Below are 26984 nucleotides of genomic sequence, written 5' to 3' on the forward strand. Positions count from 1 at the left end.
TCCCCCTCTAAAACAATAGCTTATATTTTAAAATAGACCTTCTTTTTATCCAGAAAATAGGTGATATACCAAAACATAAATAAGACTAGGAGGGAGTTGATCACCATAATAATGCTGTGATTAACCCCCAAGGGTGCCAAGATCCCTTCAGAGAAAATTAGACCAAATCCTCTAAACCACTGGGATCCCACAGTTTCCGAAAACAGGTAGATAAAAATGGAATTGGTACCTACCACAGAAAAAATAAGGAGCCATTTATTGTTATGTCCCTTAATATCCATCCACCAATAACACAGGGCTAGGGTAAGCAATGTCCACCCGCCAGAAGCCAAGGTAAAGGAAGTGGTGGCAATACGTTTTACGATAGGGGTTATTCCGGCTACATCCATACCATAACCCAATACCAACAGAATTGCGCCCCATAACAGGATGGGTTTCAGCTTTTCCCTATTGCTTTTTCCAGATAACAATAATTGCCCACATAAAACCCCCATTATGGTATGTACGGCAGTAGGTAGAAAATTAATGAAAACCCAACCGCCACCACTTAGTTTTCCCATGACCAATAGATCTACAAAAGATCCAAAATTGCTTCCTTTTACAAAGGGATCTTGTGGATTATATAGCCTGTACAACACTTCCGTAAGTAGTAATATGCCCACACAAATAATAATCTGAGTTCTGTGGGACAAGGACATAATAGCATAGGCAATGGCAATGGTGAATGCCAATTGTACCAACACGTTCCAAAGCTCCCAAACCAAGGCCTTACTATAAACACAATGCAACAACACCCCAAAGGCGAACAATAAAAGGCATCGTTTAATAATATGCCGGTTTACAGCTGCTTTAGTCTGTGTTGCCAATCGTTTTCTTAAGCTAAAAGGCATGGCTACCCCAACGATAAACATGAAATAAGGCTGAATCAAATCCCAAAAACGAAGTCCGTTCCAAGGGTGATGTTCAAGCTGCCTTGCTATGGGTTCCAATAATTTATTATCGGATACCAATTCATTAAAACTTCCATGAAATCCGGCTGCTTCTGCAATCAATAAAAACATGGTAAGGCCACGAAATACATCCAAAGAAAACAAGCGTTGGCTAAGGGGGGGTAGGGTCTTGCTCATAGTAGATTTGGTTTGTCGGTTTTATAAACCCTCCATGGAAAGTTTATTGTGATGGTTTGGTTGATTATAGTCTTTCCATATCGGTTACTATACTATGGAAAGGAAACACAATGTAGTGATAATATGTAAAATAGAAAATACGCCAAGTTTAAAGTTATATTCCCAAAGGATGAAACTTTCCAATTTAGACCAACATTTCTTACTTTGCATATTATATAATGTAGAGACTAAAACTAAAACATGAAAACCTTAAAAACACTAGTAGTGGGCTGTGGTAATATGGGGATATCCCATGCTAGGGCCTATCATAAATTAGATGGATTTGAAATTGTGGGATTGGTGAGCAGAAGTCCGGAAAGCAGGGAAAAATTATCCAAGGAATTGGGCGGCTTACCTACTTTTTCCGATTTTGGAAATGCGTTACAAGAAACCAAACCAGATGTGGTATCTATTAATACCTACCCAGATACCCATGCGCAATATGCAAAAATGAGTTTGGAGGCAAATGCCCATGTGTTTGTAGAAAAACCCCTGGCACTAACCGTAGAAGAGGCACAGGAACTGGTAGATTTAGCCAAGGAAAAAAATAAAAAAATGGTGGTGGGTTATATACTACGAGTACATCCTTCCTGGACCAAGTTTGTAGAAGTAGCGCGAGATTTAGGAAAACCCTTGGTGATGAGGATGAACCTAAACCAGCAAAGTTCCGGTACACATTGGTATACCCATAAACAACTGATGAACTCTATGTCGCCCATAGTAGATTGTGGGGTACATTATGTAGATATCATGTGTTTAATGACCCAATCCCAACCCATTAGCGTAAGCGCCATAGGAGCCCGTTTAACAGAGGAAATAGATTCCGAGATGTACAATTACGGTCAACTACAGGTTAGGTTCCAAGACGGTTCTGTTGGCTGGTACGAAGCCGGATGGGGCCCCATGATGAGTGAAACCGCCGTTTTTATAAAAGATGTAATTGGTCCCAAAGGGGCAGTATCTATTATGGACCAGGAGAAAGGCGAATCCCAGGACATAGATGGCCATACCAAGACCAATAGTTTAAAATTGCATTATAGCGAACTGGACGAGGCCGGGAAGTTCACAAAAAAGGATCAACTTATCCCCACCGAAGATGAACCAGATCACGATGGCTTATGTTTGTTAGAGCAGGCCTATTTATTAAAAGCCATTAAGGAGGATCTAGACCTTTCCGATCATTTGAACGATGCGGTAAACAGCCTAAAAATTGTGCTGGCAGCAGACGAATCGGTGCGCACTGGGAAAACCGTACTTCTATAGAATAAAGGATCCTATAAATTAGCGAGCTTTCCCTAGAGAAGGGAAGTTTATATTCCGCTGATTATTAAACATAAAAAAGCCCCATTACCTTCATTATATCAGAAATGTAATGGGGCCTATTTATTATCGCTACTCCTTTAATCCTTAAAAAGGGGCGTTTTAGTCAATTCTATTAAGCCATCAGTGGGCTCTTTAAGATATCTGTTAGCGCGTAAATAACGGTTGAGGTTATATTCATCAAAATTATCCGCCGTTTTATCTACACTGCTAATATGTACCCTTCCAGCAGAATGTATAAACTCGTTATTCCCAATCCACATCCCCACATGAACCACCCGTTCTTTTGAAGTTTCGGTGGCGGGTGTTCCAAAAAACAACAGATCCCCTGGTAGCAGCTCGTCAAAGTTTTTCTCTTCGTCTACCTTCTTACCCGTATGTATCTGCTGGGAAGCATCCCTAGGCAATACAATACCGTTTAGAAAATATATGGTTTTGGTAAACCCGCTACAATCCACTCCTTTAGTACTGGTTCCACCCCAAAGGTAGGGTACCCCCATGAGGGTTTTGGAAGTATGTACCAAGGATTCCTGAGAGGGGTCTAAGGCTGCTAACCAAGCTTCGTAATCCTGGGACTCGCTTTTAAGGATGTAAGCTGTTCTCCCATCTGGAAAACGCACCTTATTAAAGTTTTTTTCCTCGCCCAACCATTCCAAAATTCCTCCGGCCACCATATCCGAGACCACAGCAGCGTTTTTATCTGGAGCGGCGAAAGCCTGCCCCATGGTATTGGTAAAGATCACCTTGTCCGTACTTTTCCATGTTAGGAAATCGGCTTCCTCCAAGCGTGTAATTCCTCCCGCGTCTACCCAGGATAAATAGCGATCTGGGGTTTGTATGAGATACCAGTTATTTTTTTCCTTAAGAATTTTCACAGGGGTTCCCAATATCGCCTGGGTAACCAATTCGGACGAATGGGAAGGCTTTCCGCGTAAATTGGCCACAGATATTTGTACAAGACCATGAATTTTCCCTTCCAAGTTGGCAGCAGGCAGCAACGCTATACTATCCGTATAAGCTATATTTTTTTCATTCAACCTTTCCTTAAGGGCACTGATGGCATCGGGTAGGTTGCTCTGGCCCCTAAGCACCGTTTTACCGCCGGTAGCCAACAGTTCTACCTCTAAAAGTGCTACTCGTTTATCCGGAGCATATTCCTGTCTAATTTCCTCTACTATATGTTTTAGATCGGCGTTTTCCTCCTTGTTACCACTTAGACAAGAAGTTACCAATACCATCCCCATTACAACTAAAAATCCATTCCAATACCGTTGCATAATGTTTTTTTTAAGATAGGGACCCTATAAAAAAACAAGTAGCTTACTTAGTTTTACTTAAGGACCGTCCCCAATTTTTATATCATTTAAATTAAACCTCTAAATCTATAAAAATTTATTCATTAAAAAGAATTGCTCCCAAGGGGGTCTATCCTCCAGGATGACCAAAAATTATACGTCCAAAAGATTAAATGGAAAACCTATTTATGTAAACTGTTTGTATAGGGTAGTAGCAAAAAAGTTGGGCTACACTATACCAGCGCCTTTAATTTAACAACATGAGGTGAATTTTGTTAAAAATGTACTAATTCCCTATAGAAGAACCCTCAAATTTTGTAATATACAAGATTTATTATTATTTTTCCGTTATGACAAAGATTGAAAATTCCGAGATGCAAAATTCTGAAAATGAGGCCTTCATAAAAAAATCAGTTAGCCATCTCGAAGCACATGGATTTGAAAATATTAAAGCGGATATTGAAGGGTATGATCGCCCAAAATCCTTTCTAAAAAAAGGTAGCGATACTAAAATTACCCCCAATATAGTGGCTTTAAAAAATGGAAGGAAATATTATTTTGAAATCAGTTTGAAATCTGAAAGACCCTTAATGCTTAAATCGAAATGGCTTTTCTTGGATACCTTAAGCCGGATGAGATCCAATAGATTTAAAATCATCACTACAAAAGGGCATTACAAATTCACGGATAATATGTTGGAAGACATCAATCTAACCGATAAAACACCTATCAGAATTTAAACCGATTCATAATATTGTAAACAAAAAAAACACCGCTAATATGGTGTTTTTCTGTTTATAATATAGGTGTTATTATAATCCTTTATCTCCTTATCATCCCTATATGCGGAATACCATCTTCCAAATATTCGGATCCCTGAGCTACAAAGCCTAGTGAGGTATAGAATTGAAGCAAATACGTCTGTGCAGAAATGCGAATGGGAACATCCCCAAAACTATTCCGTATAAATTCTATGGAAGCCTCCATAATTTCCTTGCCATATCCGTGCGTACGTTCTCCTTTTTTCACCATAACCCTCCCAATACTAGCTTCCTCAAATAATTGTCCTGGACCAAAAATTCGGGTGTAGCCCACTAGTTTATCTTTCTTTCTACCCATTAAATGAGTAGCCTCTTCATCCTTCCCATCTATATCCTGATACACACAATCCTGTTCCACCACAAAAATTTCGGATCGCAATTGCAACACCTCATATAATTCCTGTGTTTCTAATTGGTTAAAAGTTTTTATTTGGATAATCATATATATAAAGGAATCTTAGTCTACAATCTACGGTTTGATCCTGCTTGGAGTTGGTATTATTTAAAGAATGGGACCCTATGATTCCAATAACCAACCGTTTTTTATATACAATGGGGTATTTTTTTTATTCGGTCTTCATGGCGCCCCCCCTCAAAGGAGGTATCTAGGAATGTTTTTACCATATCTAAGGCTTGAGGCAAGGAAATATATCTTGCTGGTAAGCTAAGAATATTGGCATTGTTATGTTCCCTAGCTAATTTTACTATTTCGGTTGTCCAACATAGGGCAGCCCTAATATTTTCATATTTATTGGCCGTCATTGCAGCGCCGTTCCCGCTACCGCAGATTATTATTCCTAAATCAACCTTGCCCTTATCAACATCACTAGCTACAGGATGAATAAAATCTGCATAGTCCACACTTTCTATCCCATCCGTACCATAATTAACAACTTCTACACCTAGGGATCTTAAGTAGCCAACAATAGCTAGTTTATATTCGGTTCCCGCGTGATCATTTCCAACGGCTATTTTCATTTTTTTAAAGTTAGGTTATGATTATAGTATTATAAAAACGTTCATTTTCAACTATATTGAAGAGTACAAATGTACAAATACCAGTGGTTTCACCACATATTACACCTTATTAACAACATAATTTTCTAAAAAAACGGAATCAGTTGTTATTTAACGGTTTAGTAATACTTGTTAATTGTTGATAAACAGCCGACAAAATCTTACTATTAAATTTTTATTATCCGTTTTAAAGTTGCCTTACAAAAGTTTCGGGAAGATTAATAATTTACTTTTCAAATTTCATCAAAAGATATTAAACACATATCCGAAGTAATTAACAGTAAAATTAATTTTACTTATCACTAATTTTATGTTCAAAGGAGTTATCAATAACTGTTGATAACCTTGTCAATCCCTTGATAATTATTGTAATTACTAGTCAATAAGTTGTCAATAAACTTCCAATGCTACTCAAAGCAAGTATAAAAGCATAAAATTATTCCCCCTATCAACAGACTATAATAACAATCATTTTTTTTTAAAATTTTAGAAAAAAGAAAGATGTATATATAGTATATGTTGATAACAACAAAGATTAACTTCTAAAAGAGAATAGAAAGACAATGGATATAAATTCGTAATTTTCCAAAAATTAAACGCTTAATGTCAAAGAAGAAAAAAAAGAGCAAGAATCATTTAAAAAACGAAATAACTAAAGGGATATTTACGGTTCTAGAAAAGGAACCAAAGAAAACCTTTAACTATAAACAAATAGCTGCTAAGATTGGTATTACAGATGCCAACGCTAGAAATCTGCTTATAAAGCGATTGACCGAATTAAAAGAGAAGAAAAGAATTTTGGAAGAGGGCAGGGGCAATTATAAGGCCATTGCTAGTACCAAAACGTACCATACTGGAAGAGTGGATATTACCGGAAGAGGGAATGCGTATATTGTGGTAGAGGGAATGGAAGACGATGTTTTTGTACCCTTCAATAAGCTTAAAAAAGCCTTCCACAAAGATGAAGTAGAGGTATATATTTTTCCTAAAAGAAAGGGAAAAAAGCTAGAAGGGGAGATTACAAAAGTGGTGTCCCGTTTTAAAGATAATTTTGTGGGAATTGTGGATATGCAAAAAGATTTTGCCTTTGTGCGTCCCACAGATTATAGAATGTATACAGATATTTTTATCCCTAAGGATAAATTATCCACCGCCCAGGATGGGGATAAGGTAATTGTAGAATTAAAGGAATGGCCAGACAATGCCGATTCTCCCTTTGGGAAGATTGTGCAGGTGTTGGGTAAGCCGGGAGAGCACGATACGGAAATTCATTCCATTTTGGCGGAGTATGGCCTGCCGCACGAGTTTCCGGCAGAGGTAGAAATGTTTGCCAATACCTTGGACACGTCCATAAAACAGGAGGAAATTGAGAAAAGAAGGGATATGCGTAATAGCCTTACTTTTACAATAGATCCAAAGGATGCCAAGGATTTTGATGACGCACTTTCCTTTACCGTTCTAGAAAATGGAAATTATGAAATTGGGATCCATATTGCCGATGTGTCCCACTACCTAACGCCAGATACTATTCTGGATGAGGAGGCCTATAACAGGGCTACGTCCGTATATTTAGTAGATAGGGTGGTTCCCATGTTACCCGAAGTATTGTCTAACAATGCTTGTTCCCTAAGGCCCAACGAGGAAAAGTATACTTTTTCTGCAGTGTTTGAGTTGGATGATAAGGCGCGCATCAAAAAGGAATGGTTTGGACGTACCGTAACGGAATCTAACGAACGATTTTCCTATGAGGAAGCACAGCATATTATAGAAACCAAGAAAGGAAATATCAGTAAGGAGGTATCCATTAGGGATAAGGCTTATCAGGTAGATGAGGAGATCGTTAATGCTACCCTAACCATGGACAGATTGGCTAAAATAATGCGATCTGAAAGGATGAGGGAAGGCGCTATTTCCTTTGATAAGGTAGAAGTACGCTTTAACCTGGATGAGAATAACGAGCCACAAGGCGTCTATTTTAAAGAGTCCAAGGATGCCAATAAATTGATTGAAGAATTTATGCTGCTGGCCAATAGAAGGGTAGCCCAATTTATAGGAAAGCAAAAGCCAGAAAAAACTTTTGTATATCGTGTACACGCCGAACCGGATGAAGAAAAATTAATGGCCTTAAATGGTATTATTTCCCGTTTTGGACACAAACTAAACTTTAAGGATAAAAAGTCCATTAGCAATTCCCTAAATCAGCTTTTAGAAGATGTAAAGGGAAAAAAAGAGCAGAACCTGGTAGATACCTTGGCCATCCGAAGTATGAGCAAGGCCATTTATACGGTAGATAATATTGGGCACTACGGTTTGGCATTTGATTACTATACCCATTTTACCTCTCCCATTAGACGGTACCCGGATGTAATGGTGCACAGATTATTACAGCACTATTTGGATAAGGGCGCCTCTGCAAAGGCAGATGTTTACGAGGAAAAGTGTAAGCACTCCTCCAATATGGAGTCTTTGGCGGCCAATGCAGAAAGGGATTCTATAAAATACATGCAGATTAAATTTATGGAAGACCATAAGGATCGTGAGTTTGTAGGAGTAATTTCTGGGGTCACCGAATGGGGGCTATATGTAGAGATTATTGAAAATAAATGTGAAGGGATGGTCCGTATTAGGGATATTAAGGACGATTATTATACATTTGACGAGAAAGACTACGCAATTGTGGGTCAAAAAACCAACAAAACGTATCAATTAGGAGACGAAGTAGTGGTTATGGTAAAAAGTACCGACCTGGTGAAACGTCATTTAGATTTCTCCCTCTTGGGCAAGAAAGCCTAAATAGTGGTGTTAAGAAATAGTTTGTTTTAACCTCCTTTTTAAGCTGTCCAGTAAGGTAAGCCTAAGAAAAGGAGGATTTAAGTTTTGCCATTTGGAGTAATTACTTGGAATTCCCAAGTCCTAAGAACGATAACTTTAAGCGAATGAAACAAAAAATTTCCATACTGCTGTGCCTATTAATCGGAGTACTATCGGTTAAGGCGCAGAACGAAAAATTTATACAGGAGCTAAAGCCTTTTCAGGAGGTAAAGGCTTATGATGGGCTGTCTGTAAACCTTATTAAATCTGATGTGAACCGGGCCGTGGTTACCGGAGCAAATACTAAGGACGTTGCTTTTGTAAACAAAGACGGGGTTCTTAAGATCCGTATGAATATAACTAAACTGTTTAGTGGGTATAGAACCTTTGTGGATTTGTATTATACCGATCAGATAATGGTGATAGATACCAATGAGGATGCAAAGATTACCTCCAATGAATCTATAGCACAGGCGGTGCTTACCCTCAAGGCCCAAGAGGGAGGGGAGCTAGTGATTCATACAGCGGTAGAAATGTTGCATGTAAAGAGTATAATGGGCGGTAAAATTACCACCAGTGGCAGTGCTCATACCCAAGAGATCTATATTAATACCGGGGGGAGTTACAATGGGAAAGACTGTAAAACCAAAGTAAGTACCGTAAGTGTAAATGCCGGATCCAGGGCAGTCATACATGCAACGGATCATGTAGACGCCAACGTAAAGGCAGGTGGTGAAGTATTGGTGTATGGAAACCCTAAAAAAATGGATAAAACAACGATATTTGGAGGGAAAATCATCCGAATGTAACGGATCCGGAAGAAAGCTTACCAGCATAATAAAATTAAAGTGAACTACTAAACCCTATTACCGGGGTACTATTTCCCAGGTTGTTAATTATATACTATGATTGAAGATATACAGGCGGCAATACCATTAGGCTTCTTATTAAGCTTTATGATAGGCCCTGTTTTTTTTGTACTATTGGAAACCAGTGCTATTAAAGGATTTAGGGCTGCGCTCTGTTTTGATTTAGGGGTTATAATAGCCGATATTATTTTTATAATCGTCGCCTATTTCAGTAGTTTTCAATTGTTGGAAAATTTAAGCAATCAACCCGGGCTATATGTATTTGGAGGCGTTATTTTATTGGTTTACGGACTTACCAATGTCTTAAAGAAGGAAGCCAAACACACCCCAGAAAAAATTAGGGTGACCAAAGGAGATTATTTAAGTCTCTTTGTTAAAGGTTTTTTATTGAATTTCATCAATATCGGTGTTTTGGTATTTTGGTTGGGGATTATAATTGTGGTGGGCCCTAGTTTGGACAATGAACCTAAAAGAATCTGGACTTTTTTCGGGGCCATGATAGGAGCCTTATTCGTTACGGATATATTTAAGATCCTTCTGGCCAAGCAATTGAGAAGAAAACTGACTAAAAGAAGAATTTATTTGGTGAAAAAAGCGCTGGGTATTATCCTAATTCTTTGTGGACTGGTCCTTATCGTTAAAGGCTTTCTACCCAAAGACAAACTAAATATAGAACAGGGAATAGAACTTATAAGGGAATAAAAAAAAGATTGCAATTGCAATCTTTTTTTTAATTCCTTGAGGTTTGGTTTTTTAGCGATATTTTAAAGGTAGTCGTGTGCCGTAATATCCTTGTTTTCTTCTCCCCTATCGTTATATTTTTTTAATTCCATCATCCAATAAACGAAGGCGGCAAAACAGATTATCATAAAAATCCAGTTCAACGTATTGGCTGCCCACCAATTTTCCATGGCACGTAAGGCGTCAAGCGGTGCAAAAAGCACGTTTACAAATAAATCCTCAATACCGCGAAATAATGTATTCATCTTAATTATATTTACCTACAAAAATATAAAAAACTGGAATGATTTCAAGCATTTTTGGGAAAACAAAGCCAATTAATTACATACTGCTTATAGGGTTTCTTTTTGGTTTCTATTGGTTTGTGCATTTAATCATGTTCCAAAGGACCTATAACTTAGAACAACTAGCGGGACAGTCGGTAATACTGGGGTGCATTTTGTTTAGTTTATTCCTCGTAAATTTTATAGCAAACAAGAATAAGATTACCGGATCCAATTCCATGGGGATGTTGTTTTATACCCTCTTAATAGTGTTTTTTCCAAGTGTGCTGTTAGATGTTAATGCTATTTTCTGCAGTTTTTTTATTTTATTGGCAGTACGTAGAATCTTGAGTCTACGCTCTTATAGAAATGTAAAACACAAGATTTTTGATGCTAGTATGTGGATTTTGATCGCTAGTCTTTTCTACGATTGGGCCCTACTCTATCTCATACTGGTTTTTGTGGCCATAAATCTCTATCATTCCAAAAATATACGAAATTGGCTTATCCCTTTTGTAGCTATCATTGCTATGCTGCTTATTGGTATGGCCGTATTGGTGGTCTTGGGAAACCCCGATTATCTTTTAGATCACTATAAATTTCAGGTGTCCTTTAATGCTTCTTATTTTGGGGATTATGAAACAGTGGCCTTCTTTCTTCTCTATGTGTTGGTGATATTGTTAAGTGGTTTTATGGGATATATGAGGTTAGGTAAGGTAGGATTGGGGTGGTTAATGAGAATGCGATTGGTACTCTACATATTTCTGGTTGGCCTGCTAATCACTTTCTTTAAATCTTCTTCCGATAATTACCCTATAATAATTACATTTTTTCCTGCGGTAATTTTTATGACTACCTATGTAGAGACCATTAAAAAGGAAAGAATAAGGGAATTGGTACTTATTACCACCATCATTCTTCCTTTTATTGTTCTGTTGGCACGCATCTTTTAAGTAAAATTAAAGGTATATTTGTCCTTAAAATAGAATACCATGTTTAGTGATTTTGCCTTTAAAATATTTAATGAAAGCATTGAAAAGTATCATGTGGAGGACCGGGTAGACCAAGATTTTTCCAACCCCTATCCCAAGGACGATATTGCGCATCTCTTATATAGGAAAAACTGGATAGATACCGTACAATGGCATTATGAAGATATCATAAGGGATCCCCAAATTGATCCGGTGGCAGCCTTGAAACTGAAAAGGAAAATTGATGCCAGTAACCAGGACCGTACAGACTTGGTGGAGTATATAGATAGTTATTTTTTAAAGAAATATGAAGCGGTATCCATAAAGGAAGACGCTACTATAAATACAGAAAGTCCGGCTTGGGCCATAGATAGACTCTCTATTTTGGCACTAAAAATATACCATATGCAGGAAGAGGTGAACAGGACCGACGCTTCCGCGGAGCATATAGAAAAATGTCAGGCTAAACTCAATATTTTATTAGAACAGCGAAAGGATCTATCTACTGCCATTGACCAGCTGTTGGCCGATATTGAAGCCGGGAACAAATATATGAAGGTGTACAAGCAGATGAAAATGTACAATGATGACGAATTAAATCCGGTACTACGCAAAAAGAACTAAGGCCCTGCCTAGTTCCCTATAAGAAATTCTTATGGAAACGGAAATCGGAAACGGAGAAGTGAATTTAGGTAACGGAAAGGATCAGCACGATGTACACCTATTGGTGATTAGGCTATCTGCCATGGGCGATGTGGCCATGACCGTACCGGTCCTTTCCGCCCTACTCCAACAACATCCCTACGTCCGCATCACCGTATTAACAAAAGGATTTTTAAGACCTCTTTTTGAAGGTCTCCCTAGGCTGGTAGTAAAGGAAGCCGATGTAAAGGGAAAACACAAGGGTGTTTTAGGTCTTTGGAAGCTCTATAAGGAGTTAAAAGACTTGGATATAGACCTAGTAGCAGATTTGCACAATGTGTTGCGTAGTAACGTCCTAAAGGCCTATTTTGGCTTGGGATCTACCCCTTTTGTACAGATAGATAAGGGAAGGGCCGAGAAAAAAGCCCTTACCTCCCTAAAAAAGAAAAAATTTCTTCCCTTAAAAACAACGCATCAGCGCTATGCCGATGTTTTTGAGGCCCTCGGATTTCCCTTGTCATTGGAAAATCTTAGTTTACTTTCTAGAAGAACCATAGCGTTAGACACGCAAAAAGTATTGAAGGGTGTTGATAAACCATGGATTGGTATTGCACCCTTTGCTGCATTTGAGGGGAAAATGTATCCCTTGGAACTTATGGAAGAGGTGGTAGCTGGATTAAACGAGACAGATAATTACCAAATACTACTTTTTGGGGGTGGTGAGAAGGAAAAGTTGGCCTTGGAAAGCTGGGAATCTAAGTATAGGAATTGTATTAATATGGTAGGAAAGATTCCTTTTAAGGAAGAATTAAGCCTTATTTCCAATCTACATCTTATGATTGCCATGGATAGTGGCAATGCACATTTGGCCGCCATGTTTGGGGTACCTACCCTTACCATTTGGGGGGTAACCCATCCCTATGCCGGATTTTATCCATTTGCACAAAAAGGGAATACCATAGTGGCAGATAGGGAACAATTCCCCCTTATCCCAACTTCTGTTTATGGAAATAAGTTCCCACCGGGCTATGAGAATGCCATGAAAACCATTGCCCCTAGTTCCATCCTAAAAAAAGCCTTTGAAATTTTAGAAAACCAACCGTCTATACCGAGGTAGGTTGGTCCATGGTCTTAAAATATTGACGTAACTGTTGGATGTATTGATATCTAAGTTGTTTACTGTTTCCTTCTACCATTAAGGTGCGGATTCCCATATAAGAAGAAACTAAATAAGTGGCCAGGCCCTCACTATCTACATGTCTGCTAATGTATCCATCTGTTTTTCCCTTTTGCAAAAGCGTCACTAGGTTTACCTTCCATACGGTTACGATATCTAGGAGATAGCTCATTATTTCCGGATTTTTCCCATTGAATTCATTAATAAAATTTCCTAGAACAAACCCGTAATCCAAGAAATTTTCTTCGGCTCTCTTCAGATCATTTTCCAAGCAGTTAAGGATGGTATTCAAGGGATCTTCCTTTCCCTCTAAGGGCGCTATTAATTGATGGTAAACCTTTCTAAAGAGGTTGGTCTGGGCTATGGTGATAAAAAATTCTTCCTTGGATTGAAAATGGTAGTAAAACGCTCCTTTGGACAAGGATAATTTTTTAAGGATATCGTCTATACTGGTGTTGTAGTACCCATTCTGATAGAACAGTTCCAAGCCTGTGGTCTGGATGCTGTTCATGGTGGCAAGTTTTTTTATCTGATGTTTCATGGTTCGGTATTATGGTTACAGACCAATAAGTCTGTTACCCTAACTCCAGATTGATCCAATTATTTACTTTAGAATGTTAAAAGTGGATTTAAATTCGATGAAATGCACTAATTGCCTTAATAGAGCCAATTATAAAGCCCTTAGAGACCGGTAAGTCTGTAAGGGCTATAATGTGGTGGTATGTATTTAAACTATCGGTAAACGGTCTTATATAACGCTACCTTGACAACTACTTCCTGCACCTGCGGTACAGCCGTAGCAATGTTGTGAAATAATAATATTCCTATTCTGAAGGAGTGTCTCATTATACTCTTTAATGTGTTGCACCTTACTGGCAACCTTTAAACCCAACATCTGATTAAAATCACAATCGTACAACCAACCATCCCAGCTTACCGAAATAGTATTGGTACACATTACATTTTCAACAGCGGCAGGGTTATAGGCTTCCACTAGGGAATACATATAATCCTCATAGTTTCCAGAGGCGATTAAATAGTCTAAGAAACGAGCTATAGGAAGATTGGTGATGGCGAATAATTGGTGGAATTCTATATCAAAATCGGCCTTCAACGCCTTTTTAAAGTCGCGCTCCATAGCTTTTTGATCTCCGGGCAAAAATGCTCCGGAGGGATTATACACTAAATCGAGCCTAAGCGGACTGTTGGGCATTCCGTACCCTACAGCATTCAAATCTTTCAATGCCTGTATAGATTTATCAAAAACCCCATCCCCTCTTTGCTTATCTGTTTTACCCCTGGTATAATGTGGCATGGAAGAAATCACGTGAACATTGTGTTTCTTAAAGAATTGAGGGAGATCGTGGTACTTTTTGTTTGCACGGATAATGGTTAGGTTAGACCGGACAATGAAGTCCTTCACCCCTAAATTGGAGGCCTCTTCCACAAACCATCTAAAATTTGGATTCATTTCAGGTGCTCCTCCTGTGAGGTCTAAGGTATGGGCTCCTGTGTTTTTTATGACCTCTAAACAGGCTTGCATGGTTTCTTTGGTCATAATTTCCTTACGGTCCGGACCTGCATCCACATGGCAGTGCTCGCAAACTTGGTTGCACATATAGCCAACGTTGATCTGAAGGATTTCCAATTTTTTGGGACGCAAAGGAAGCTTGTCTATTTGAGCCAGTTTATCTTTAAAATAGGGGATTTCCCCTTCCTTAAAGAGACCACCATTGAGAATCTCCAATTGTTTATTTCCCATTGCAAGCTCGTCCTGTCTTGCTTTTAATGATTTTGTTACCATCGTGATTGTTTCAAATACTCCCTTGCCAGGCTATTAAAGTATGTGGCATTCTTTAATAGCTTGGAAGGGGGTATATTACATACTCAATTTGTTGTATTTTTTCATCATTTGTACCCCGTGAACTAGGGTTGCCCCTCCTTCTATGGCTGCACCTACATGAACGGCCTCCATCATTTCTTCCTTGGTTATTCCTTTCTCCAAACCATCCTTGGTATAGGCATCTATACAATAAGGACATTTTACCACATGGGATACGGCAAGGGCAATCAAGGATTTTTCCCTGGCACTCAAAGCACCCTCTTCAAATACCTTTCCATAGTAATCAAAGAATTTGGTTCCTAGTTCTTCACTCCATTCGCTAATTTTTCCAAACTTTCGTAAGTCTGCTGGATCGTAATATGAATCTGACATGGTAATTTATTTTTTTAAATAGTGATTAGTGAGGGTAAATCCAAAGGACAATTCCCTTGAAAGTTACGCTCGATTTTGGTTTAGATAAAATTTTAGATTTTTTACCCCTAGGATAACGCTATTTATGTTCCTAAGGAAAATTGCTTGCAGTAAGCACTATGGTGCATGGATTTGGGCGATCCTTTGTTGTAGAAGGTATCGGTTAAGTATTTAATAGGTAAACTGGTTGAACCATAGCTAAGCTGCTGCTTTAGCCCAAATATGGATTGTAAAATCGATTTTAATCTAGGTGGTAGGTTGGTAGGTTGTTGTGTGATAATTTGAAAATCCCTTAGACGGTCCAAATCCAACAAGGTGGGTAATACTGTGGTTTGCTGTTTGTTTAGTCCAAGTAATTGATAAAAGCAGGTTGCTAATTGGGCGGTTTGCCAGGGTAGCTTTTTAAATTGATGCGGATCTAAACTATTTATTAAAGCAGTATTAAATCCCATTAGATAAAAACCTCCGTCATGGGACGGGCCCAACACCATTTCCTTGGTATTTAAAGAAGACTGGGCTTTTAATATAAGGGAAGTGGTTAATTGTGGCGTATCGTTTCCTATGGTAATCAGCTGTTGATATCCATTGGCCATTACTTGTTTAATGGCGTTTAAAAATCGCTCTCCAAAATTGGTTCCTTCCTGTTCTTTTTCCGTAATATGAAAGTAAGGTAAATTGGTTTGTTTTACCTGGCGGAGGGTATGTTCGTTTAAACCTGTGAACAATGCTTCGCCCCCAGGGACGGGCTTATGTTTTATTTCCTCCTTGGCAGAATTTGCAAAAACCAGAATGGCGGTTTTTTGTTGCATTATCTTTTAATTTATAACATTGGTAGGTAAACATACAATAAATACCCATAATAGGTTGGTCGGGCGGTGGAGCACTGCATTACAGTATATAAGGGATTTAATTAATATGTTTTCTTAGTATCAGGTTGTTATAAATTTAAAAAGCCTTGAAAAACTAATTTCAAGGCTTTTTAAATTTATGGTTACTTGCTTCTATTGTGCGTACTTATCATTCAAGATTTTTACAATATCATCGGTAACATCATGAGCGTCCTTTCCGTAAAGCACGGCTCCCCCATCCCCTCCACTGAGGATGTAGGCATACCCATTAGATTCCCCATAGGCTTTTATTTCTTTTTTTACCTTGGATACCAGGCTGTCCATTTCTGTCTGGCCTTTCATTTGTAGTTCTTGTTCTTCTTGTTGTAATTGCTGACCAATAAACTGACTTCGTTGTTGCAGGGCACTGTATTCTTCTTGTGCTTTTTGCTGGGATAGTTTTTGTGCCTTGGTCTGAAAAGCTTGTGCCTCTATTTGAAAAGCTTGGGAGATACTATCTCTCTTTTTATTAAATTTATCGGAACGTGTTTTAAACCTATTTTCAATATCTGTTTTTTCTTGATAGGCGTTCATCAATTTTACGTTATCTACAAAAGCTATTTTTTCCTGTTGGCAAGAAAGTACAGTTAGAAAGACTACTGCCAATACTAATTTTTTCATATTCCAGTTTTTATATTTCATGTAAAAATAGAAAAGGTTTTTTATTATTTGTCAAATATTAAATCGATTCCCATTTTGATATTTAATTTTATTTGATAAAGGTGTATCTTCAAAAGCATCTTATTTTAAATATAAAGATAATCAATGATCTTTTAATTTAAGATAGTTATTACCTATTAAAATAACCCTATTTAAATTTGATTTAAGAAGATTTAAATAAATTGGTATATAAGAGGTTGGATACTTGTATAAAACAGCCTGTAATAGCTTTAAATAGCTTATTTGTCTTTTTTTAGCACATAAATATGGGAAGAATACTCTTTGGTTCGCCATCCTAGGAAATTTGATTTTAATCCTATAAAAATAGCTTTTATAAAGGAAGATTTTTTGGTCTTGTATTTTTCGGATAAAAGGGAAACATAGAAGGCGTCAAAAAGCATGGGTTTGGTTTTTACAACTTTATACCCATGTGGTTCAAAAAGCTTCTCGATACTTGTTTTTGAAAAATGCCATAGGTGTCTTGGTACATCATAGGCTGCCCAATAATTTTTGTAATAGGATGCATCGTAGGATTTATAGTTGGGTACTGCAATGATGAAGGTACCCTTTTCGCTAAGGAGTTTAATGAGTATTTTTATTTGTTCCTCTAGTTCTGGTAAATGTTCCAAAACATGCCATAAGCTAATGGTGTCAAATTTGGAATCAGAAATAGCCTCTAATTCTTTTTCTAAGCGAATACCTTTTTGTGCTGCGTTTGTCCGAGCTGTTTTATTGGGCTCTACTCCTAGTGTTTCAAAACCGTTATTTTTAGCAGCCAATAAAAAATCCCCAGTGCCAGCGCCCACATCCAAAAGAGAGGATCCTGGTTTTGAATATTGTTTTAACAGGGAAATTTTAGAGCGTATATTAACGACTTTTACGGCCTGATAGATTTTATCTAATAGTGTTTTTTTGGAATCGGTATGTGAAATATATTCCTCGCTTTGGTAATAGGATGCTAAATTTTCGGGTTGTGGTTTAGTGACCAGCATATCGTATTTAGCATTGTATAGCAAGCTAAATTTTTCTCCACTTACGGAATGGTCTTTACATTTTAAATAAATATCCTCCTGGGTCATTTTCCTAAATGGGGTTTAATTGGGACGAAGATACTGTATATGGGATGTATAAAAAAGACAAATATAGCGTACAATTAAAAGGGAGTTGGAAATGATTGGGGTTTTAGTAGGCAGTAAGTTTTGATTAGTTTTTAATATTGTGACCAGGTTATATATCGGACCATTTTTTGTACCATATCATTTCCGTCCTTTGCTATCGGTGGTATCTTATCTTAAATTTTTAGCATGATTTTTTGGAGTTTGGTTGGAGTAAGAGATATTCGATTCTTAAATTAATCTGAACAAATGAATCGAATTAGGGTACCCTAACTGTTTATTTGATTGAATTTTTGTTTGTTGCTAGTTAATTAATCTACGATTTATATTAGTGTGTTTTCAGTTAATAGCTTAGACTATTTAGGTTAACAACTGTTATGGATTCTCTATGGCTACTGATACATCGACGAAATTAATTTTATAGAAAAAGGGAATGTTCCACGTGGAACATTCCCTTTTTTATTTTAATGAAGACTGTTAGGATATCTTCCTTTCTCCTTTTTTTGGGTCTATTATCTACCCATATAAACCAAAAGTACACTTATATCACTGGGTGATACTCCGCTTATTCTAGAGGCTTGTGAAATGCTTATGGGTTTAATGGATTTTAATTTTTCTCTGGCTTCGTAAGACAAGGATTTAATATTGTCGTAATTGAAATTTTCTGGGATTTTAATATTTTCTAAACGCTGAAGTTTGTCGGCATTGTTTTTTTCCTTGGCGATATATCCGGCATATTTCACCTGGATTTCCGTCTGCTCTAATACTTCCCTATCCAGTTGGTGTTCTTCAATATATTTAGAAACCGGTTCTAATTGTCGCATATGCTCCATGGTTACTTTTGGTCTGGAGAATACTTTGAACATTTTATCCGGTTGCTTTACTAAGGAAGAATTTAAATCTTCTAGAATAGGATTTACGTCTTCAGGAGAATAGCTAGTATCCTTAAAAAATTGGATAAAGGAATTAGATTCTTTTTCCTTTTGTTCCATACGCTCCATTCTTTCTTTGGTGGCTAACCCTATATTATAACTCATTGGGGTGAGTCTTAAATCGGCATTGTCCTGTCTTAAGAGCGTTCTGTATTCTGCCCTAGAGGTAAACATTCTATAGGGCTCTTCCGTTCCTTTGGTGATTAAATCGTCAACTAATACCCCAATATAAGCTTCATCTCTTTGTAGGATAAAGGGGTCTTTTTCGTTTATTTTTAAATGGGCATTAATACCAGCCATCAATCCTTGGGAAGCCGCTTCTTCATATCCGGTGGTGCCATTTATCTGTCCAGCGAAATAAAGGTTGTCTACCAATTTGGTTTCTAAAGTATGTTTTAACTGTGTAGGTGGGAAATAATCATATTCTATTGCGTAGCCTGGTCTAAAGAATTTTACTTTTTCAAATCCTTTTACAGAACGCAAAGCTTTAAATTGTACGTCTTCCGGTAGGGAAGTAGAAAATCCATTTACATAGACTTCTACGGTATTCCACCCTTCTGGCTCCACAAATATTTGATGGCTGTCTTTATCTGCAAAGCGGTTTATTTTGTCTTCTATAGACGGACAGTAACGCGGTCCTATACTTTTAATTCGTCCATTGAACATAGGGGATCTATCGAAACCTTCCCTTAGCAAGTCGTGCACCAATGCACTGGTGTGCGACATATGGCAGGCCCGTTGGTGTGTTAAAGGTTGGGTGTCTAAATAAGAAAAAGTCTCTGGATTAGGATCTCCGGGTTGCGGAATCATTACGGAATAATCCAAAGTTCTACCGTCTACCCGTGGAGGTGTCCCAGTTTTCATTCGTCCGCTTATAAAACCAAGGGATACTAATTGCTCCGTAATTCCAGTAGACGCCTTTTCTCCAGATCGTCCCCCTCCCATTTGTTTATCTCCGATATGGATTAGTCCATTAAGGAAAGTTCCGTTGGTAAGTACCACGGATTTGGATTTAATTTCTAAGCCCATGGTTGTTTTTACACCTACTACTTTGTTGCCTTTTATTAGTAATCCGGAAACCATTTCTTGGTAGAAATCCACATTGGGGGTGTTTTCTAATGCTAATCGCCATTCCTCTGCAAAACGCATCCTGTCGCTTTGGGCTCGCGGACTCCACATTGCTGGTCCCTTACTTTTATTGAGCATTTTAAATTGAATGGCAGTCTTATCTGTGATGATTCCACTGTATCCTCCAAGGGCATCTATTTCCCGTACAATCTGTCCTTTTGCTATTCCGCCCATAGCCGGATTGCAAGACATTTGTGCAATATTCTGTAGGCTCATGGTAACTAAAAGGGTTTTAGATCCCAAGTTTGCCGCTGCTGCGGCCGCCTCTGCCCCTGCGTGACCTCCTCCTACTACAATAACATCGTATTCTTTATCAAACATAATTTCTAGTGTTCCACGTGGAACAATTTTAGTTTTTCATTTTCTTTTTCTCTCATCAACCGTTCTTCTTGGTCGTTTTTGTCGTCAAATCCTAACATATGAAGTACGCCGTGAGCCATTACGCGGCGCAATTCAATATCAAAGGCTACTTCAAATGTCTGGGCGTTTTCTTCAATGCGCTCCACAGAGATGAAAATATCGCCCGCAATGGTTTTTCCTTCCCCATAAGGAAAGGTGATAATGTCCGTAAAGGTATCGTGATCCAAATATTCCTGATTTATTTTAAGAAGATAAGCATCATCACAGAAGATGAAATCTAACTGATCTAGTATGCCCTCTTCAGAGGAAATTATCCTATTTATCCAATCGGTGTACACGGATTCTTCAGTGATTTGAAAATCCGTTAAATAGTGAAAGTCAATCATCTCTTTTAAAATATTCCTTTACTTTGTTCTTATATGTTTGGTGCAAAGGTAGGGCTTGTCTATTTAAAATCTGAACATCGTTTCCGGATTTCTTGAATACCTCCGGGGTGGTTAATATGGGACTTTGAAAAATATCTTCTCCTACGCGACCCTCTCGTTCTTTTTGCTCCCCCTGTTTCATACTGGCATCTTTTAATTTTAGCAATTCATAATGCAGCGCGTTTATCTGACTCAAGGTCTTTTCGGTGATGCCGTTTTCTAATAACTGATCCTGAAATTCCTCCATTTGTTTTATTAGTTTTTCACCTAATTTTCGCTCCTCTTCCTTGAGGAGGGAGTTTAATTGATTCTCTAACTGTTCACGTAATTTTTGCTGCTCTTTGTAGATCTCATAAATCTCCTGTAGTTGAGATTCACTTAACTGATTCCCGGACTGGCCCTCTTTTTGGCCGTTACCTTCCCCTTCTCCGTCCGCTCCATTGGTCCCATTTTGTGACTCGCCATTTTCTCCAGCTTTGTTTTTTCCCTTTCCTTCTTTTTCGCCATTTTCCCCTTCTTGTTGGGCCGACTTTCCAAGACCCTCCATCTTTTCTTTCAATCCTTCCTGTCCTATAATAATATCGGGTAATTGAAAATCAGCGCCACCGCCACTTCCAGATCCCATTTGCATTTGCTGTTGTAGATTCTCCAAAATATTGGCTAGTAAATCGGCCAATTCATTGGTCGCCGTAAGAACATACTTTTGGTCCGAGGCGCCTTTATGAAACTGATTTTCCGCGAAACTTTCCAAGGCATTGTCCAAATTATAATATACATCGGTAATCTGTTCATTTACCAATTCGGAGATATCGGCCTGCCTTAGGGATAGCGTAAATAAACTATCATCTACATGGTTGAACATTTCCCTTAATTCCTGCTGCCTTTTTAAGGTGCCGCTAATATGGTTTGGGTTGGGGTCTAAACCGATCATTTGGGTGTGAAGCTCCTCTTGCTTAAATGAAAAGTGTAGTAAGTTATCCAATATTTGGCGCAGTACCTGGGCATCTTCCATGATGCTAGATTGGCCAGAGCTTGCTGCGGCCTGCTGTAATTGTTCCCCCAGTTGTTTCATTTTTTCGCCAGCGGACTTTTGCTTGGAGGATGCTTTTTGTGAGTTAGCGGGCTGCTCCCCAGCCTTGGGGTTATGCTGTTTTTGCAATTCCTTTAAAGCGTCTGTTTGGTCATTTTTGATAGAAGCTTCCTTTTTTTCATCCCTGCTTAAGGACATTGGTTTCTTTAGACTTTCATTGTCTTTCTCTAATTCCTCCAATTCCTCGGTGATGTCCTGAAACTTTTTATTGAGGATTTGTTGTTCTTCCGTAGCGCTTTCCAAATCACTTTTGCTAAGATTGAGTTGATCCTTACTCAATTCCTTTAATTTCTCTGCTAAGCGGTTTATCTTTTGCTCTACATAATACCGTTTGGTTAGCTCCAATAATTGCTCTAGGTTACGCTGACTGTTTTTTTGATTTTTACCCAACTCCTCCAATCGCTTCGCAAATTCTTCCTTATTCAGTTTATCGGTAAGACGCTTTAGTTCCTCCAATAGTTTTTCGTTCTTTCTGGCCTCCATTTCCTGTCGTTCTAGTCGCTCCTGCAGTAATTTGTTTAACTTGTCTTCCTCCTTGGTCCGTTCTAGGTTATCCTTTAACTCATTTCTAAAACGCTGCATTAGCTTTTCCTGCTGTTCCTGCTTTCTCAGAAAATCTTTAATATTATTTTGGTCATTGAAACTTAATCGTTCCTTTTCCTTTTGATCTCTTTTTAGCTCTTCCAAGGATTGTTGCTGCTGCTTAAATTGATCCATACTACGATCCATATTGGTGAGAATTTGCTTTTTTTCCCGGATGTCTTTGTCCAAAAGGTCACTTTCCTTTAAGATTTTAGAGGTGAATATCCTACTCTTTGTGGATTTGGATCCGTTAATGGCATCGTTATCTAAGGCTTCAAAATAATAGCTATATGTAGTGCCTGGCTCCAGCTCTAATCCGGATGGGAAGGTGTAATAGAACGTCTCGTAGTTAAGATTAGGTTGTGAAATCAGCAGTCGTTGGGTGGCAGATTCGTTCAAGTCAGGAAAATATACCAACCGGATCTGACTTAGGCCGTAATCGTCGGTGGCCTCCCCTTGGAAATAGGAAATTGTCGGATTTATGGAATCTACCGCTTGTTGCACCCGTATGGTAGGTGAGGTATCTTTAATTACGGTTATTGAATACCCTATTTCTTCGTGATTTTTTAAGGATGAATTGGAAGCTGAAAGCATATACTCCGTATTTTTAAATACTTTTTGGTTTAAAGAGAAGACAGTGTCTTGTTGCATAAAATTCAAGATGGTATCCTTTGTGCTTAAAGTGATTTCATCGGTGTGCTGGGCACGTATTTTCCATTCTATTTGCGTACCCTCTGGAATGTTGGCATTTCCTGTTCCTCTTAAGATACTGTTTGGTCTTTTGGTGTGAGGCGGAAAGGTTAAATGCATTCCTACCTCTTGAATGGTGGGGGTATTAATTACGTTTAGCTTATATTTTTTGGAATGCACGCCATTGGCGGAAAAATAAAAACTAAGGGAATTTAAGGGAGGTGTAAATACGTATTGGTATATCCCCTTCTCTTCCCGCAGTAGAAACTCCTTGTTTTCTACAAGCATAGTTATACCGTCTGGTTTTATTTTACCTTCTGTGGTGAGTTGTATCCTAAATGGTTCATCGTCCAGAACCACTAGATTTGGGGTAAGCAATTTAAATTGAAAGGGTGCTGGCGGAGTGTAAGCCATATCATAATTAACCACGCGCTTATAAGATCCCATGAACGAAACCAAATCCCCAAATAGCCAAATAAGACCTAATAAAAGTATGGGAATTAGAGTGTATTTTAGGTACTTGGTACTGTCACTCAGGTCAACTGCTTTAATAAAGGGAATTACGGATAGTTTTTGAGAGCGTTGGTCTATACTGGCCAATAGTAATTCGGACTTGGTATTATTATCAGCAAGGTCTAATAGATTGTAAAGTTGATCATCTATACCCTTAAAATGTTTACCAATAATCAAGGAGGCTTCCTTATGCGTAATGCCGCGTTTTATTCGGAATAGATATGTGAGGGGAATGATGATGAACCGAATTAAAAGAAGCAATTCTATCCCTATAAAAAGTAGAAATAGCAGTAGCCTACCGGTAGAATTTAACCATAAAAAGTATTCGATACCTAAAATAAAGAGAAAGAACATTAGGCCCAATGCCAGAAACAAGAGCGTTCCTGTAAGCAACATTTTGGTGTAGTACTTTGTGGTAAAAGCATTGAGCTTGCTAATTATTTTGTGGTAATTGTCCAAGGTGTTCCTATTTAATTACCAAGATACAAAAAAATAGCCCCTAGGCTTGCCTAGCCTTGCTTAAACAGCGGGTAGGAATACCCACAATTTGTATCTTTGCAATTAAAAATAATAAGATGACAAAGAGAGTTCGCGTTCGTTTTGCACCAAGTCCTACTGGCCCCTTGCATATAGGTGGGGTACGTACTGCCCTATTCAACTACCTATTTGCCAAAAAACACCAGGGGGATTTTATATTGAGAATAGAAGATACCGATCAGAATAGATATGTAGAAGGTGCAGAAGCTTATATTATAGATGCTTTAAACTGGTGTAAAATACCCTTTGATGAAGGTCCGGGGAAGGAAGGTGCATTTGGTCCCTACCGACAAAGCGAACGAAAGGAACTCTACCGAAAATATGCCGAAATTTTGCTGGATAAAGGCGCCGCCTATTATGCATTTGATACCAGTGAAGAGCTGGATGCCCATAGGAAAGAGCACGAAGCTAATGGCAAAACCTTTATTTATAATCAGCACAACAGAGAAAAGTTAACGAACTCCCTAGTCTTGGGCGAGGAGGAAACAGCTAAACGGATTGCTGCTGGCGAACCTTATGTAGTACGTTTTAAAACTCCTGCCGACACCAAAATTCAGCTTACGGATCTGGTCCGTGGTAACATGGAAGTGGATTCTAATGTGTTAGACGATAAAGTGTTGTTTAAAAGTGATGGCATGCCAACCTATCATTTGGCAAATATCGTGGACGATTATCTTATGGAAATTTCCCATGTGATCCGTGGTGAGGAATGGTTGCCATCTTTGGCCCTTCACCAACAATTATACCAGGCCTTTGGTTGGGAGGTTCCCCAGTTTGCCCATCTCCCCTTAATTATGAAGCCAGTTGGTAAGGGGAAATTGAGTAAACGCGACGGCGATAAGTTGGGCTTTCCTGTATTTCCCTTGACTTGGAATGAGTCTAAAGGCTACAAGGAAACAGGCTATTTCCCGGAAGCAGTGGTTAATTTCTTGGCCTTATTGGGCTGGAATCCCGGTACGGAACAAGAATTGTTTTCTTTGGAAGACCTGGTTTCTGCCTTTGAACTAGAGCGTGTAAACCGGTCTGGTGCGCGATTCGACCCAGATAAAACCAAATGGTATAACCACCAGTACATGCAGCAGCAATCCAATGCCGCATTGGCAGCTGATTTTAAAGAAATTTTGCAGAACAAAGGTCAATCCATTACGGAAGATCGTTTGGCCCTACCCTATGTAGAACAAGTGGTTGAATTAATTAAGGAACGTGCTACGTTTATTAATGATTTCTGGGAATTGAGCGACTATTTCTTTGTGGCTCCCACTAGCTACAACGAGAAGGCTGTAAAGAAGCAGTGGAAGGAAACTACTGCGGAGATTATGGAACAATTACTGGTTCAATTGGAAAACATATCCGAGTTTACCGCAGAAAATGTGGAAACAAAGGTGAAGGAATGGATTGGTGAACAAGGTTTGGGCTTTGGGAAGGTAATGCCTCCTTTACGACTTATTACAGTCGGTGATATGAAAGGTCCGGATATGTTCCATATTCTAGCGCTTATCGGGAAAGAGGACAGCGTTAACAGAATAAAAAACGCAATCGCTAAGCTTGCATAAGGGAAGTATTCCTATTCTTAGGTTGTGTACCCATAATATTGGAAGATTATTAATTTGGGGTGTTATTTTCTGTAAGGGTTTAAAAAACTAGCCGTATATTACGAAATAACTTACATTCACTTAATAAATTTTAATATTATGGGTTCATTTCTTTTAATTCCGATTTTGCTACTCGGATTGATTGTTCTTTTATCAGCTTTTTTTATTGTAAAACAGCAAACGGCAGTTATTATTGAACGTTTTGGAAAATTCCATAGTGTTCGAAATTCCGGATTACACCTAAAGATTCCCTTGGTAGACAAAATTGTTACCCGTGTTGGTCTTAAGATTCAGCAATTGGATGTCATTGTAGAGACCAAAACCTTGGACGATGTCTTTGTTAAACTCAAAGTTTCTGTTCAGTATGTGGTATTGAGAGATAAAGTATACGATGCTTTTTACCAATTGGAATATCCGCATGATCAAATTACCTCCTATGTGTTTGATGTGGTCCGTGCCGAAGTACCCAAAATGAAGTTAGACGATGTGTTTGTAAAGAAAGACGATATTGCCATTGCGGTTAAGTCAGAATTGCAGGATGCCATGTTGGATTATGGATACGACATTATTAAGACCTTGGTGACTGATATTGATCCCGATGCCCAGGTAAAGGCCGCCATGAACCGAATTAATGCCTCCGAAAGGGAAAAAATAGCAGCCCAGTTTGAAGGAGATGCTGCACGCATCCTTATCGTGGAAAAAGCCAAGGCCGAAGCAGAGAGTAAACGACTACAAGGCCAGGGTATTGCCGATCAAAGACGGGAAATTGCCCGAGGTTTGGAAGAATCTGTAGAGGTATTAAACAAAGTAGGTATTAACTCCCAAGAGGCTTCTGCCCTTATCGTGGTTACCCAACATTACGATACTTTACAGTCTATCGGAGAAGAAACCAACACCAATCTTATTTTACTGCCCAACTCCCCGCAGGCGGGAAGTGATATGTTAAATAATATGGTGGCCTCCTTTACGGCCAGTAATATGATTGGGGAAAGTATGAAAAAACAAAAGGAAGAGAAGGATAAAAATAAGCAGGATGAGTAATAGTATCCTGTAGTAAAAGATTACTTCTTGCGCTAGGGTGATGTACCAGGTATTGGTTTTATACCAGTTGGTTATACCTAACGAC

24 protein-coding genes are annotated in these 26984 nt (G+C 38.5%); 10 read left to right on the forward strand and 14 right to left on the reverse strand.

Annotation, left to right across the window (positions count from 1 at the left end; all coding sequences use genetic code 11):
* Positions 1–20: 20 nt before the first annotated feature.
* Positions 21–1127: an acyltransferase family protein gene (locus F1E73_RS07370; RefSeq protein WP_086475609.1), complete on the reverse strand. Its 1107-nt coding sequence runs from the start codon at positions 1125–1127 to the stop codon at positions 21–23.
* 240 nt (positions 1128–1367) lie between these two features.
* Here F1E73_RS07370 and F1E73_RS07375 point away from each other — a divergent pair, with 240 nt between their 5' ends.
* On the forward strand, positions 1368–2429 hold the full coding sequence (locus F1E73_RS07375; RefSeq protein WP_150451544.1) for a Gfo/Idh/MocA family protein: 1062 nt from the start codon (positions 1368–1370) through the stop codon (positions 2427–2429).
* Positions 2430–2566: 137 nt separating this feature from the next.
* On the opposite strand, the gene F1E73_RS07380 is transcribed toward F1E73_RS07375, so the two are convergent.
* Positions 2567–3763: a C40 family peptidase gene (locus F1E73_RS07380; protein ID WP_150451545.1), complete on the reverse strand. Its 1197-nt coding sequence runs from the start codon at positions 3761–3763 to the stop codon at positions 2567–2569.
* Between the two features lie 368 nt (positions 3764–4131).
* Between F1E73_RS07380 and F1E73_RS07385 the strand changes: the two genes are divergently transcribed.
* Positions 4132–4521, forward strand: coding sequence for a hypothetical protein (locus F1E73_RS07385; protein WP_223883383.1), 390 nt, complete (start codon positions 4132–4134; stop codon positions 4519–4521).
* Positions 4522–4603: 82 nt separating this feature from the next.
* Here F1E73_RS07385 and F1E73_RS07390 read toward each other — a convergent pair whose 3' ends face one another.
* Positions 4604–5044: a GNAT family N-acetyltransferase gene (locus tag F1E73_RS07390; RefSeq protein ID WP_150451546.1), complete on the reverse strand. Its 441-nt coding sequence runs from the start codon at positions 5042–5044 to the stop codon at positions 4604–4606.
* A gap of 101 nt (positions 5045–5145) precedes the next feature.
* Positions 5146–5580 carry an RpiB/LacA/LacB family sugar-phosphate isomerase gene (locus F1E73_RS07395; RefSeq protein ID WP_086475605.1) on the reverse strand — a complete coding sequence of 145 codons (435 nt, stop codon included), beginning with the start codon at positions 5578–5580 and terminating at the stop codon, positions 5146–5148.
* A gap of 642 nt (positions 5581–6222) precedes the next feature.
* Here F1E73_RS07395 and rnr point away from each other — a divergent pair.
* The 3 genes from rnr to F1E73_RS07410 all read left to right on the forward strand — a co-directional run bounded on the left by rnr (position 6223) and on the right by F1E73_RS07410 (position 10001).
* Positions 6223–8412 carry a ribonuclease R gene (rnr, locus tag F1E73_RS07400; protein ID WP_150451547.1) on the forward strand — a complete coding sequence of 730 codons (2190 nt, stop codon included), beginning with the start codon at positions 6223–6225 and terminating at the stop codon, positions 8410–8412.
* A 143-nt stretch (positions 8413–8555) separates the two neighbouring features.
* Entirely contained in the window at positions 8556–9239 is a 684-nt protein-coding gene (locus F1E73_RS07405) for a head GIN domain-containing protein (RefSeq protein WP_086475603.1), read from the forward strand.
* Positions 9240–9335: 96 nt separating this feature from the next.
* Positions 9336–10001 (forward strand): LysE family translocator, encoded by a 666-nt coding sequence (locus tag F1E73_RS07410; RefSeq protein ID WP_086475602.1) that lies wholly within the window; start codon positions 9336–9338, stop codon positions 9999–10001.
* A 62-nt stretch (positions 10002–10063) separates the two neighbouring features.
* On the opposite strand, the gene F1E73_RS07415 is transcribed toward F1E73_RS07410, so the two are convergent.
* The gene (locus F1E73_RS07415) at positions 10064–10285 is read right to left on the reverse strand and encodes a DUF6341 family protein (protein WP_150451548.1); all 222 of its coding nucleotides are present in this window, start codon (positions 10283–10285) and stop codon (positions 10064–10066) included.
* A gap of 38 nt (positions 10286–10323) precedes the next feature.
* Here F1E73_RS07415 and F1E73_RS07420 point away from each other — a divergent pair, with 38 nt between their 5' ends.
* From F1E73_RS07420 to F1E73_RS07430, 3 genes are read left to right on the forward strand one after another with little or no spacing between them, the layout of a single operon-like run.
* Complete coding sequence (locus F1E73_RS07420; protein ID WP_086475600.1) at positions 10324–11256, forward strand: DUF6427 family protein; 933 nt, start codon at positions 10324–10326, stop codon at positions 11254–11256.
* Positions 11257–11295: 39 nt separating this feature from the next.
* Positions 11296–11898, forward strand: a complete 603-nt coding sequence (locus tag F1E73_RS07425) for a DUF4254 domain-containing protein (RefSeq protein WP_086475599.1) — start codon at positions 11296–11298, stop codon at positions 11896–11898.
* A 31-nt stretch (positions 11899–11929) separates the two neighbouring features.
* Complete coding sequence (locus F1E73_RS07430) at positions 11930–13033, forward strand: glycosyltransferase family 9 protein (RefSeq protein ID WP_317132951.1); 1104 nt, start codon at positions 11930–11932, stop codon at positions 13031–13033.
* Here F1E73_RS07430 and F1E73_RS07435 read toward each other — a convergent pair.
* The 9 genes from F1E73_RS07435 to F1E73_RS07475 all read right to left on the reverse strand — a co-directional run bounded on the left by F1E73_RS07435 (position 13020) and on the right by F1E73_RS07475 (position 24188).
* Entirely contained in the window at positions 13020–13634 is a 615-nt protein-coding gene (locus F1E73_RS07435) for a TetR/AcrR family transcriptional regulator (protein ID WP_086475598.1), read from the reverse strand. The two genes, F1E73_RS07430 and F1E73_RS07435, sit on opposite strands and share 14 nt — an antisense overlap.
* 207 nt (positions 13635–13841) lie before the next feature.
* Positions 13842–14897: an arsenosugar biosynthesis radical SAM (seleno)protein ArsS gene (gene arsS, locus F1E73_RS07440; RefSeq protein ID WP_150451549.1), complete on the reverse strand. Its 1056-nt coding sequence runs from the start codon at positions 14895–14897 to the stop codon at positions 13842–13844.
* A gap of 75 nt (positions 14898–14972) precedes the next feature.
* The gene (locus F1E73_RS07445) at positions 14973–15308 is read right to left on the reverse strand and encodes an arsenosugar biosynthesis-associated peroxidase-like protein (protein WP_086475596.1); all 336 of its coding nucleotides are present in this window, start codon (positions 15306–15308) and stop codon (positions 14973–14975) included.
* Positions 15309–15430: 122 nt separating this feature from the next.
* The gene (locus F1E73_RS07450; protein WP_150451550.1) at positions 15431–16156 is read right to left on the reverse strand and encodes a TIGR04282 family arsenosugar biosynthesis glycosyltransferase; all 726 of its coding nucleotides are present in this window, start codon (positions 16154–16156) and stop codon (positions 15431–15433) included.
* A 192-nt stretch (positions 16157–16348) separates the two neighbouring features.
* A complete protein-coding gene (locus tag F1E73_RS07455; protein WP_150451551.1) occupies positions 16349–16855 on the reverse strand; it encodes an OmpH family outer membrane protein in 507 nt (168 codons plus the stop codon).
* A 278-nt stretch (positions 16856–17133) separates the two neighbouring features.
* Positions 17134–17973 carry a class I SAM-dependent methyltransferase gene (locus F1E73_RS07460; protein ID WP_086475594.1) on the reverse strand — a complete coding sequence of 280 codons (840 nt, stop codon included), beginning with the start codon at positions 17971–17973 and terminating at the stop codon, positions 17134–17136.
* Positions 17974–18521: 548 nt separating this feature from the next.
* Positions 18522–20390, reverse strand: a complete 1869-nt coding sequence (gene mnmG / locus F1E73_RS07465) for a tRNA uridine-5-carboxymethylaminomethyl(34) synthesis enzyme MnmG (protein WP_150451552.1) — start codon at positions 20388–20390, stop codon at positions 18522–18524.
* A 5-nt stretch (positions 20391–20395) separates the two neighbouring features.
* Complete coding sequence (ybeY, locus tag F1E73_RS07470; protein ID WP_086475592.1) at positions 20396–20815, reverse strand: rRNA maturation RNase YbeY; 420 nt, start codon at positions 20813–20815, stop codon at positions 20396–20398.
* Positions 20808–24188 (reverse strand): DUF4175 family protein, encoded by a 3381-nt coding sequence (locus F1E73_RS07475; RefSeq protein WP_150451553.1) that lies wholly within the window; start codon positions 24186–24188, stop codon positions 20808–20810. Before F1E73_RS07475 ends, ybeY begins: the two co-directional genes overlap by 8 nt.
* A 116-nt stretch (positions 24189–24304) precedes the next feature.
* On the opposite strand from F1E73_RS07475, the gene gltX reads away from it, so the two are divergent.
* Positions 24305–25819 carry a glutamate--tRNA ligase gene (gene gltX / locus F1E73_RS07480; protein ID WP_086475590.1) on the forward strand — a complete coding sequence of 505 codons (1515 nt, stop codon included), beginning with the start codon at positions 24305–24307 and terminating at the stop codon, positions 25817–25819.
* 138 nt (positions 25820–25957) lie between these two features.
* Positions 25958–26899, forward strand: coding sequence for an SPFH domain-containing protein (locus F1E73_RS07485; RefSeq protein WP_086475589.1), 942 nt, complete (start codon positions 25958–25960; stop codon positions 26897–26899).
* The last annotated feature ends 85 nt before the right edge of the window (positions 26900–26984 follow it).

Source organism: Arenibacter lacus (genome assembly GCF_008711145.1).
GTDB classification, from domain to species: Bacteria; Bacteroidota; Bacteroidia; order Flavobacteriales; family Flavobacteriaceae; genus Arenibacter; species Arenibacter amylolyticus.